The organism is Streptomyces sp. NPDC048566, from assembly GCF_043199735.1.
Lineage (GTDB): Bacteria > Actinomycetota > Actinomycetes > Streptomycetales > Streptomycetaceae > Streptomyces.
Window position 1 is genome coordinate 139,637 of sequence record NZ_JBICWL010000011.1, and the last position, 11,293, is coordinate 150,929.

Annotated in this window: 9 protein-coding genes; 4 read left to right on the forward strand and 5 right to left on the reverse strand. The window is 75.3% G+C overall.

Annotated features, from left to right (window positions below):
• Positions 1-139: 139 nt before the first annotated feature.
• Complete coding sequence (locus ACGFS9_RS19065; protein WP_393254568.1) at positions 140-1,387, forward strand: helix-turn-helix domain-containing protein; 1,248 nt, start codon at positions 140-142, stop codon at positions 1,385-1,387.
• An 86-nt stretch (positions 1,388-1,473) separates the two neighbouring features.
• Here ACGFS9_RS19065 and ACGFS9_RS19070 read toward each other — a convergent pair whose 3' ends face one another.
• Genes ACGFS9_RS19070 through lxmK form a run of 5 tightly spaced genes read right to left on the reverse strand, consistent with a single transcriptional unit; the run spans position 1,474 to position 6,456 of the window.
• Complete coding sequence (locus ACGFS9_RS19070) at positions 1,474-2,481, reverse strand: hypothetical protein (protein WP_393254570.1); 1,008 nt, start codon at positions 2,479-2,481, stop codon at positions 1,474-1,476.
• The gene (locus ACGFS9_RS19075) at positions 2,465-3,211 is read right to left on the reverse strand and encodes a flavoprotein (protein WP_393254572.1); all 747 of its coding nucleotides are present in this window, start codon (positions 3,209-3,211) and stop codon (positions 2,465-2,467) included. Before ACGFS9_RS19075 ends, ACGFS9_RS19070 begins: the two co-directional genes overlap by 17 nt.
• Entirely contained in the window at positions 3,204-4,190 is a 987-nt protein-coding gene (locus ACGFS9_RS19080; protein ID WP_393254573.1) for an LLM class flavin-dependent oxidoreductase, read from the reverse strand. Before ACGFS9_RS19080 ends, ACGFS9_RS19075 begins: the two co-directional genes overlap by 8 nt.
• Before the next feature lie 20 nt (positions 4,191-4,210).
• Positions 4,211-5,317, reverse strand: a complete 1,107-nt coding sequence (locus ACGFS9_RS19085) for a T3SS effector HopA1 family protein (RefSeq protein WP_393254575.1) — start codon at positions 5,315-5,317, stop codon at positions 4,211-4,213.
• Complete coding sequence (gene lxmK / locus ACGFS9_RS19090; RefSeq protein ID WP_393254578.1) at positions 5,314-6,456, reverse strand: class V lanthionine synthetase subunit LxmK; 1,143 nt, start codon at positions 6,454-6,456, stop codon at positions 5,314-5,316. The genes ACGFS9_RS19085 and lxmK overlap by 4 nt, the downstream gene beginning before the upstream one ends.
• 149 nt (positions 6,457-6,605) lie before the next feature.
• On the opposite strand from lxmK, the gene ACGFS9_RS19095 reads away from it, so the two are divergent.
• The 3 genes from ACGFS9_RS19095 (at position 6,606) to ACGFS9_RS19105 (ending at position 11,257) form a co-directional block, all read left to right on the forward strand.
• Positions 6,606-8,399: an ABC transporter ATP-binding protein gene (locus ACGFS9_RS19095; protein WP_393254579.1), complete on the forward strand. Its 1,794-nt coding sequence runs from the start codon at positions 6,606-6,608 to the stop codon at positions 8,397-8,399.
• A complete protein-coding gene (locus ACGFS9_RS19100; RefSeq protein WP_393254581.1) occupies positions 8,392-9,735 on the forward strand; it encodes a M16 family metallopeptidase in 1,344 nt (447 codons plus the stop codon). The genes ACGFS9_RS19095 and ACGFS9_RS19100 overlap by 8 nt, the downstream gene beginning before the upstream one ends.
• Before the next feature lie 112 nt (positions 9,736-9,847).
• Positions 9,848-11,257, forward strand: a complete 1,410-nt coding sequence (locus tag ACGFS9_RS19105; RefSeq protein WP_393254583.1) for a M16 family metallopeptidase — start codon at positions 9,848-9,850, stop codon at positions 11,255-11,257.
• Positions 11,258-11,293: the final 36 nt, after the last annotated feature.

Below are 11,293 nucleotides of genomic sequence, written 5' to 3' on the forward strand. Positions count from 1 at the left end.
AGCGGATCGAACCTTCGGCGAAGTGTCATGAGCGGAGGCTGTCGGCGGCTGCCGCCAGATGACGGCAGCCGTATCGGGCCTGTAGGCGGAGCCGTAAGCTACGGAGAGATCCTTGACTCGCGGGTGGAATGGACGGCGGATGGAACTGTTGGGCCAACCCGACTTCGGACGGCTGTTGCGCCGTCTGCGGGTCGAGCGCGGACTGTCGCAGGCGGACCTCGTCGGCCCCAAGGTCTCGGCGAGTTACGTCTCCCGGCTGGAGTCCGGAAGCCGGGCGGTGACGTCCCAGGCGGCCGGCCACCTGGCGGAGCGGCTCGGGATCGCCCCGGACGTCTTCCGGATCGCCTCCGGCGCGGCGAGCGGCGACCGGGCCCCGGCGCTTCTGGCGTCCGCCGTCGCCGCCCTCGAGGACGGTGAGCCGGCCGAGGCCGTCCGGCAGCTCACCACCGCTGCCGCGCTGCCCGACGTTCCCGCCGGCCAGCGCTGGCAGGTGCTCTGGTTCCTGGCCCGCGCACACGAGCTGCTCGGCGACGTGCGGGTGCGACGGGAGGTGCTGGACCGCCTGGACGCGGTAGCCCGCGAGTCCGGCATCGTCCCGCTGCGGGCACGGGTGCTGACCGGGCTGTCCGACTGCCATCTGCTGCTCGGAGAGACGGACGCCGCCGTCGGGCGTGGGCGGGAGGCGCTGGCGTCGGCCGAGGACGCGGGCGCGACCGACGCCGACCGGCTGGAGGCGCTGCTGGCCGTCACCGCGGCCGAACTGGCGGCGGGTCGGCTCGGCGAGGCGGAGGAGCACGCCGGGAGGCTGCTGGAGCGGTCCGGGCAAGCGTCCCGGTCGACCGGACGGCGACGGGTCCGCGCCCTGTGGACCGCCGCCGCCGTGTACACGGCGCGCGACGCCCACCAGCGCGCTCTCCATCTGCTGACGGAGGCGGTCGGTGCCGCGGACGCGCGGGACGACCTGCTGCTGTGGGCCAGGGTGCGGCTGGCCGCCGTCGCCGCCCACATCGAGGTCCACGGCGGGATGACGGCCGATCCCGAACGGTGGTGCCGTGAGGCGGAGGCGGCGCTGGGGATGATGGACGACGGTGCCGGGCACGTCGGTGAACTGTGGGCGGTCCAGGCGCGCGTCGCCTTGCAGCAGGGTGAACCCGCCGTGGCCGCCGGATGGTGCCGCAAGGCCCTCGCCGCACCGGGCGTGATGAGTCGCCGCGACCGGGTCAGGACGGAAATCCTGCTGCGCGAGGCCGAGTTGGCCACGGGCGCGGGCGAACCGGCCGCGGCGGAGCTGCGGCGGATCGCGGAGGAGACGACCCGGTCGGGCAGCCTCGATCTCGCCACCCGGGCGTGGAAGGCCCTCGCTCAGGCCGCTCTGCCCGGCACCTGAGCCGTCACGCCGTCAAGCGGGCGGGCGCCGTCGGGGCACCGCCCCGCGGTCGCGCGCGACCGGATTCCGCGCGGCGCGTTCCTTCCTCACCGCGCCCCGACGGAGCACACCCGCGTGGCGTCCCAGCCCGCCGCGGCGTCCGGCGCCTCCGCCGCTTCCGCGGCCTCCGCGACCAGGTCCAGGTACGTGGTCAACTCGGAGTGCCAGGTGACGTAGGCGGCGAAGTCGTGCGCGTGGGTGAGACTGCGCACGGCCACCGCCCGGCGCGCCGCGGCAGGTGAGGGCTGCCTGCCGTAGCCGTCCAGGAACGCCCTGGCCAGGCCCGTGTGGTCGGCGGGGCCGCAGACGCCCCAGCGCACGCCCGCGGCCATCTCGGCGAACTCGGCCAGTTGCCAGGCGACGTCGAACTCCCATGAGCCGCCGGTTGCCTCCTCTCCCGTCAGCAGCACCGGCCGGCCGGAGCCGACGGGCAGGACGAGCCCGCCGAGGGCCGGGCCGCCGTGAAGCAGGACGCGAGGGTGGGAGCCGCGCGGGGCTTCGTCCGCCCAGTCGGCGATCGACCCGAGCCGACGGTCGCCCAGGCGGGACCGGGCCGCCGCGTACAGCCGCCGGGTGGCTCCGGGCCCGTGACCGGAGCGCAGCCATCGGGACAGCCGGGCCGGTGCCGGCGGAGCGGCGCCGGTCTCGGGTGCGGGCTGTGCGTGCAGCAGGCGCAGCGTCGTGCCCAGCCCCCGAACGGCCTCCCGGACGGACGGGCCGGCGCCCCGGGCGTTCACGCGGAGCAGCGTGGCCGCCGCCTGGACTCCGGGCGCCGGGTAGCGCAGCACGCCCGCCTGGTGCTGGTCGGGCTCGGCCAGAGCGAGGCCGACCGGTGACACGTCCGACACCGTGCGCAGCGAGGAAGCGGTGGCGGGTCCGGGCAGGGGGAGCGGGGCGTCCCGTGCGGGCCCCGGGCGGCGAGCCCACACGTGGCCGCCGGCGGGCAGGGCGAGGACGGCCGTGACGATGTGCGCGGTGCCCAGCTCGCGGACCAGTCGCTCGTCCCGGGCGATCCGGATGCCGGTTCGGGGGGCGAGGTCAGACGGGGCGGGCATGGGGGACTCCCTCCGTCGGCTTCTCCGCGGCACGGTGACGGGTGATCAGGTCGAGCAGAGCGGGCAGCGGGGCCGCCACCGAGGCGTCGCAGCGACCCGTGGAGGCGCTGCGACCGGGATGGGGCGCCGCGACGAGGACGTTGTCGTACCGCTCCAGCGCCGTGAGATGACCTTGGTAGGCGGGGCCGGCTTCGGCCCCCGGCGGCAGCGCGGGGGCGATGCCGATCACGGCCCGGGTGCACTGGAGCGCCATCAGCAGCGGTGTGTCGGCCAGGCCCCCGGCGAACCTGCCGATGAAGTTCAGGCCCGCCGGGTGCACCGCGACGGCCTCGGGCCAGGCGGCGAGTTCGACGTGGTCCAGGTGCGGCGCTTCGGCATCGGAGGTGCCCGGCCAGGTGTCCAGCAGCACCTCCTTGCCCAGGATCGCCCCGAGGGCGGCCCGGCTGACGAACCGGTCCGCGCTCCGGGTGAGGGCCAGCCGGACCTCGGTCTGCGGATGGGTGGTGCGCAGCCAGTTGAGCCAGAAGGGCAGGAAGGCCACGCTCAGGGCCCCGGTGCCGAACAGCAGCAGGCGGGACGGTGGAGGCTGCGGGCCGGTGGTCGGCGGCTGCGGCGCGCGTCCGGCGGTCGGGCCGTCCGCCCCGGTTCGCGGCGCCGTCCCGGAGGACGTCCGAGGCGTGGCTGCTGTGGCCTGGTCCGGTGCCGTGGGGCGCGCTGTCTCCTCAGCCATGGTGCTCCTCCACGGCGGTGTACACGTCCTCCAGGTCCGTCAGCGCCTCCGGGAGGCCGTGGGTGAACTGGACCCCGCCGACGTTGAGGATCACTTCGTCGATGCCGGCCGCGCGGTGCCGTGCCAGCTCGCGGGCGATATGCGCGGGGCTGCCGTAGACGAACACCCCGGCGTCGACCAGCTGTTTGGCCTTGACCCTGGTGTCGTCCTCGGCCCGGACGGGCAATCCCGCCCGGCGCAGCATGTCGAGGTAGTGCGGGGCGGTGAGGTGGCCGGAGACGACGGAGGCCGCAAGACGCGCCGCGTCGCGGCCGGGCCGGTCGACGGCGACGTGGACCACGGTGGCGACCCGCGGGGAGCGCCCGCCGCCCGCCCCTTCACGCAGCGCGGGTGCCAATACGTCCCGGATGTACGCGGCCGGGGTGAGCCAGGTGATGGCGACGTCGGCCACCGCTCCGGCGGACCGCGCCATGGCCGGGCGCAGCACCCCCGCGCCGATCTCGACGGCAGGGTGCGGCCGCGTGGCGGGGAGCGCGGTGCGCAGCCGCTGGTACTCGCCCGCCAGGTCGGCCGTCGAGCCGTCGAGCAGGGTGCGGGCGGCCGTGAGGAACTCGACCGCCGCGGTGCGCGGACTGCGGTACGGCGCTCCGTGCAGCGACGCCACGAAACCCGGCGTCGCGGTCCCGTACCCCATGACGACCGTCCGCCCGGTGATCAGGGCCAGCGAACGGGCCTGGACCGCGGCGTCGTACGGGGTGCGCAGCGGGATCAGCGACACGCCGGTGCCGACCGGCAGGCGTATCCCGCGCCCGGCGAGGTGGGCGAAGAGCTGGAGGGGGTCCAGGCGCAGCGACTGGCCGGTCCAGAGGCGGCGGGCGCGGCGCCTGAGCGCCAGTTCCGCGTAGGGCAGGACGTCGTCGACGCTGTCCGGCTGGTGCGGGATCATCAGGGCCGGTGTGGCCCGGCGGGACAGGGCCATGGCGTGGCTCCGCTCCTCTCTCATCGCCCGGCGACCGCGAACGGGCCGGTGGCCGACGGTGTCAGGCCAGGTCGGCGTGGAGCAGGGCCCGGGGCGCCGGGCGGCGGGGACGTCGCGGCCGGCGCCTTGCCGCCCGCGCGCGGAGCGGCCAGAACATCGCGCGGAGAGGTCAGGTTCCGCGCAAGGTCGGCAGGGTCGACGCCGGCCTCCACCAGGCTGTCGTGCACGGCCCGGGTCAGGGAGCGGGCCTCGGGGTCCCGGGCGTGCGCGACGAGACCGGCGGCCAGCGCGGCGGCCCGGTGTTCGCCGAAGCTGACCCGACGCATGCCGGGCCGGGCGTCGTCCGGCTCCCAGGCACATCCGACACCGGGGGCGAGTTCCCGGACGAAGGCGGAGACCGTCGTGCCGAGTCCGGGCAGGCCCCGGGCGGCGTCGGCGATGAGCTCCGCCGCGCCCCAGCTCTCCGGGCCGAGGTAGATCACGCAGGCGTCCTGGCGCGGGTAGCCGGCCCGGGAGGACGTGATCTTGGCGCGGTACGGGAGCCGTTCGCCCTCCAGGACGTCGAGCACGTCGGCCCAGATCCGCGGGGCGCCCTCGGCGCCGGTGACGTGCACGTAGACGCGGAGTGTGGCGGTGGCCCGGGCCCGCGCGGCCGTGCTGCCCTCGCACAGGAAGAAGCCGGGGGACACGGCAGGCCGGGCGGCGTCCAGCCGCACCCGGACGCCGTCGCCGCCGGTCTCCACCCGGTCGTGCCCGACGGTCACCCGCAGCCCGCCGTCCAGGGCGACCGGGACGCCGGTCGCGTCGCCGTCGCCGATCCGCCGGACCGGGCGGCTGATGTGGTGGTGCGGCATGGCGGCCAGCAGCCGGGTCTCCAGGGCCGGGTCCCGCAACGACCTCGGAGCCGCGGTCTCCTCGTCCGGACGGCCCATGTGGTGATGGCGGTACAGGGCGGAGGCGAGGGACGCGCGCAGGGCGCGGGGGTCGTCGGCGGTGACCTCCCGTCCGCCGACCAGGGCACGGGTCGCTCCGGCGGCGACGGTGGTCTCGTCGAGCAGCCGCAGTACCGAGGGAGCCAGCACGGCCTCGGACGGCGGAACGCTCGGGTCGTTCGGTGAGGGGTTCATGTCCGGGGTCCCTTCCAGCCGAGTACGGACACGAACGCGTCCGGGGAGAGCAGGGCGGTGCGGCCGATGCCGGCCGCGGCACGTTCCGCGGCGCCCAGGCGGGCGCTGCGCTCGGCGGTGGCCAGAAGCCGGTCGAGCAGGTGCCAGCCGGCAAAGGCGGTCGCCCGGCGCAGCAGGTCGGGGTCGTCCGCGGCGGCGTCCGGCCGGACGGCGGTGTAGCCGTGGTGGAAGGCGGCGACGAGCGGGGTCACGCGGGCCAGTTCGGCCGTTCCGGCGGCGACGATCTCGGTGTGCGAGACGGGGGTGCCGGATGCCTGGGGGAGAGCGGCGGGCACCTGGAGAACGGCCCGGAAGAGCCATTCGCCGGCGAATCCGCCGAGGTCGCGGGCGGGGTCGCCGCGACGGAACTCCTCCCAGTCGGTCAGGAGCATCGGGCTTCCGGGAGCGGTGAGGAACTGGTCCAGACGCAGATCACCGTGGATCGGTGCGTGCGGTGCGCGGGCCTCGTCCCGGCGCAGGCCGTGCAGCGCCTCGCACAGGGCGGCGTCGCCCTGCATCAGCCGCCAGGCCTCCAGGGCGCCGGCGCTGGCCCGGGTGTACAGAGCCCAGGGCAGGGCCCGGAGGTGTCCGAGGGGAGGCAGCGGCGGTGGCGTGTCGTCGATGTCCGCGGGGCCGGCCGGCCGGAGTGCGTGCACGGAGGCGACCATCCGTCCGGCCTCCCGTGCCAGGTCGGCTCCGAAGGCGTCGCGCGCGGCCAGGTCGCTGCCCGAGGACGAATCCGCCACCAGGTCGAAGACGAGCAGTCGGGCCGTCTCGTCCGATCCGATCAGCCGGGGCCGGGGAAAGGCCGCGCCGGGCGCGGTCGCGACCGCCTTCTCGAAGCTGACGACCCGGCGGAACCGGCGCAGGGACTCGCTCGGTTCGCCGCCGATGTGTTTCACGAAGACCGGTGTGCCCCGGGTGGTGGTGCCCACCCAGTTGTCGTTGCGGCCGGGGTAGGCGCTGAGCGATCCGTCGGTGAGGACGCCCAGGCCCAGCCCGCTGAGGAGCTCCTGCACGGCGGGGAAGTCGGATAGGTCGGCGGGGGTGAGGCGGCGCCGCGCACGCTCGTCCGGCCTCGCCAGAGTGTCATTCGGCATGACGGAAACGTAGCGCCCGGCCATAGGGAGCTGTCAAGAACGCAGACAAGCTAGGCAAGAAACTTGACAAGGTCGGGGGTGGGTCCGGTAGACAGTCGGTGTCCCGCAGCGTGCCGCTGCGACGCCGGCGATTCGACGGAGGAACAGCCATGGCGACCGAAGTGACCCAGCCAGATCTCCCGCGCGACCGACTTCGCCTGCTGCGCCACGTGCTCCGGGACCGACGGAACACCGTCCCCGCTGTGCTGCTCGCTCTGGCGGCGACGGCCGCGACGCTCACGGTCCCGTTGGTGGTCCGCCGTATCGTCAGTGAGTTCTCCCAGCATCACGGCGTGACAAAATATGTCATGCTGATGACGGTGCTGGCCCTGGCCGGCGCGGTGGCATCGGCCCTCTCGTCCTACCTCCTGGCCCGGGCCGGTGAGGCGATGGTCCTGACGGTCCGGCGCCGGGTCGTCGCCCATGCACTGCGCCTGCCGCTGTCCGAGGCCCGCAGCGTCGGCGTCGGAGAGCTGGTCTCCCGCGTCACCTCCGACTCCGCGCAGCTGCGCTCGGTCGTCGACATCGGCGTCACCCAACTGCCGATGGCCGCCCTCACCGTCACCGCCACCCTCGTCATCATGGGGCTGCTCGACTGGGTGCTGCTGCTCATCGTCCTGTTCACGTTCTCGGTGGCGGGTCTGGCCATCGCCGTCTTCATCAAGGGCATCCGGCAGAGCAGCGCCGATCAGCAGGACGCGCTCGGTGCGCTGGCGCAGCGGTTCACCGCCGCGCTCGGCGCCCTCGCCACCGTCAAGGCGTGCCGGGCCGAGGCCCAGGTCACGCATGCCATCGGCGAGGACGCCGTGACCGCCACCGGCGCCGCGATCACGGCGGCACGACGGCAGGCATTCGTCACGCCGATCATGGGACTCGGGCAGCAACTGGCCCTGATCGGAGTGGTTCTGGGCAGCGGTACGCGACTGGCCTCCGGAGCACTGAACATCGGTGAGTTCGCCGCCTTCCTGTTGTACCTGCTGCAACTGCTCGCTCCGCTGTCGCTGGTGACCGGCGGTATCGCCCGGCTCCAGCTCGGCTTCGCCGCCCAGACCCGTATCGAGGGCGTGCTCTCCACCCTCCCCGAGGACGCCTCGCGCGGCTCGGCCGCCGTGACGGGTGCCGGACGGACGGCAACCGGACAGACCGTCACCGGCCGATCCGCGGTCGAGTTCGACGACGTGACCTACAGCCACGACGGGGACCGGCAGGCTCTCGACGGCCTGTCCTTCACCGTCCCCGCCCGCGGTGTCACCGCCCTCGTGGGCCCGTCGGGAGCCGGGAAGACGACCGCCCTGAACCTCGTGGAGCGGTTCCTCGTCCCCGACAGCGGCTCCGTCCGGGTCCTGGGACGCGACGCAGGGCACTGGCCGCTGCACGAACTGCGCGGGTGTGTCAGCTATCTCGACCAGGCGTTCACCCTGCTCGAAGGGACGGTCCGGGAGAATCTCCTGCTCGGCCGCACCTCCCCGGCCACGGACGACACCCTGTTCGCCGCCCTGGCGGCGGTGGGGCTCGCCGACGCGGTCGGCCGGCTGCCCGGCGGCCTCGACACCACCGTCGGCCGGGGCGACGACCTCTCCGGCGGTCAGCGGCAGCGGCTCGCCCTGGCCCGCGTGCTGCTGACCGACGCCCCCGTGGTCCTGCTGGACGAGCCCACCTCCCAGCTCGACAGCATCAACGAGAACCGGCTGCGGGACGTGGTCGACCGCCTCTCCCGGGACCGCGCCGTGATCGTCGTCGCGCACCGCATCTCGACGGTGCGCCAGGCCGAACGCATCGTGGTCCTCGACCAGGGCCGTTGCCTCGACGTCGGCACCCACGAACAGCTCCTGGACCGTTGCGGGATGTACGCAGAGCTGGTGCGGGGACAGCGGATCGGCCTCCGGGTGGCCGCAGGTGTCTGAGCCCGCCGCCGGCACGACGCAGGCGCGCCCCGCCGGTCGGCTCCACCGCCTCACCCTGCCCAACGGTCTGCGGGTGGTACTCGCCCCCGAACCGGGCACCGGAGTCTGCGCCGTGGGACTCCGCTACGGGGTGGGCTTCCGCTCCGATCCGCCCGAGCGAGCGGGGCTCGCCCACCTGCTGGAACACCTGATGTTCCGTCGGCGCCCCCACACCGGTGATCCCGGCGGCCGGGTACCCGCGGGTGGCACCGCCAACGCGGCGACGGGACCCGACGCCACCGACTTCCACCACGTGGTCCCCTCGGGCTTTCTGGAGGGCGCGCTGGCCGCGGAGCGCGCCCGCATGGCCGGGCCGCCGGCGGACGCGTCGGCGCTCACGGTGGAGCGGGCCGTCGTCGCCGAGGAGGTCCGGCGCAACGTCACGGGGCGCCCCTACGGCGGCTTCCCCAAGTCCCTGCTGCCGCCCCTTCTCTACAGCGATGACGCCCACACGCACGACGGGTACGGAGAGGCGGACGTGCTGGCACAGGTCACCCCAGAGGAGTGCCGGGCCTTCTTCGACCGCCACCACGTGCCCGGCAACGCCGTCCTCACCGTCATCGGCGGGTTCGCCGCCGAGCCGACACGGCGCCTCGTCGAGCGCATGTTCGGCGACGTGCCGTTCCGGCCGGCGCCCGCCCGCAGCCTTCCGTCCGAGCCGACGCCGGGGGCCGGCCGACGAGGGTGGCACACGGACCCGCTGGCACCCCTGCCGGCCGTCAGCGTCGGCTACCGACTCCCCGACCCCGTCGCCGATCTGCCCGGCTACCTGGCGCACGTGCTCCTGGCGGCGGTCCTCGAACAGCGGTTGCGTGACCGACTCGTACGACGGGACAACACCGCCGTCGCCGTGACGGCGGGGTGCGGGCTGGTCGGCGGGGCGTTCGCCACGCGCCACCCCGTGACCCTGGCCTGCACCGTCACCCACACACCGCGGATCGGCACCCCCGAGGTCGAAGCCGCTCTCGACACCGCCCTCGCCGGGCTGGCCGCCCGGGGGCCGACGCCGGACGAACTCCTCGTCGTCGCCAACCGATGGATCGGCGGGCTGCTGCGCCGCAACGACGACCCCCGGGCACGGGTGCGTTCTCTGGGAGCCTTCGAACTGCTCCACTCGGACGCGGGCCTGCACGACCGGGTCCCCCGACTGCTGGCCGACACCTCGCCGGCGGCCGTCGGGGGAGCGGCGCGCCGGCTGCGCGACACGGATCGAGCCGTCCTCACCCTGATCCCCGGGCACCCTGCCCGCGGAAACCCGCGTTCCGGGCCCGGAGCCGGCCGCCTGGGGCCCGAATGACCGCGAGGCGACAACGGCCGGCCGCATCCGCCACGTCCTCGGGGAGGACCACGGCCCGCGGGCATCACCACCCGGTCCCCCCGTCACCACCAGTACCCTCGGGAGCCCCCGGATGACCACTGCCCTGCTCGGCTCCGCCGCCGACGTTCCGCAGACCGCCACCGGGTGCCTGCCCGGCGGGCTGCGGGTGACCGCGGTACGGCTCGCGACGGTGGCACGCGTCGAGATGCGGCTCACCCTCCCGCTCCCTCTCCCGGACGCCGGAACGCGAGACGACACCGACCGGCCGACGCGGTCCGTCGCGGCGGCCCGGGCGGCCGTGCTCGCCGCCTGCCTGCTGCGCGGATCGACGGCGACCGACGGCGTCGGCGTGGAGACCGCCCTCGGACGGATCGGAGCGGACGTGGCGCCGCTGGCCGACGCCGGCCGGCTCGTGCTGCGCGGCGGCGTCCTCAGCGGCGGACTCGGGGATCTGCTGCGCCTCCTGGCGGGCGCCGTGACGACGATGACGTACTCCGACGACGAGGTGGCGGCGGCGCGCACCGTACTGGCCGGACAGGCGGCGGTGATCGGCATGCGGCCCGAGGCCGCGGTCCGTGCCCTGCTCCACCGGCAGGCTCCGGACCGGCCCGGCGATCCGACGGAACCGCCGACCCCGCGGCTGATGGCGGCGGTGACGGCTGAGGAGGTGCGCGCGCTGCACGCCAGGGCACTGCGGCCCGCGCACGCGCGCCTCGTCCTGGTCGGTGACCTCGATCCGGACCGCGCGATCGGGGAGGCCCGAGCGGCGTTCGCCGGCTGGTCCGCCCGCACGCCGCCGGGCTCCCCGCCGGTGCCCGGCGGCCCGCTCCCGTCCCCGCCCGCCGATCCGAGGGCGTCCGGGCTGGTGGGCTGGTACCCGGCGGTCCGCGAGGACACGGCTCAGGTGCTCCTGTGCTCGGTCGGCGACGATCTGCCGCTCACCCCCGCTCTGCGCCTGGCCTGTCTCGCGTTCGGCGGTCACCCGGAATCCCGGACGGCCGCCTCGCTGCGGGAACGGCACGGCTACACGTACGCCGTGCGCGCCTGGCCGGAGAACGGCGGTACCGTCGGGCGCGGGGCCGGCCGGCAGACCCGTCCGGGGCACCGCCTCTTCGTCGGGGCGGACACCGCGCCGACGAAGGCGCGCGCCCTCCTGGAGTGCCTGGGCGAAGAACTGGCACGGATGGTGTCCGAACCGCCCTCGGCGACCGAGGTGGAGCGTGCGCGTACCCGCCTCGCGGGAGCGTCGCTGACCGCCTGGTCGACCCAGACGGGTCTGGCCGACGCGCTCGCGGATCCCTCGCCCGGGGCGCCGGCGGACCCCGGGCGACTGCGTACGGCGTTGGACACGCTGATGCGCACGTCCACCGACGCCGTGGCCGCCGCGGCCCGCGAGGCGTTCTCCCCCGGCCGTTTCACCGGAGTGGTGGCCGGAGCGGCTCAGGCCACCCCCGCCACCAGCCGCCACTGGACCTTCCGCACCGCGCCCTCGGCTCGGTGACGGGACGGTCCCTCCGCAGGGACGCACGGCTTCCGG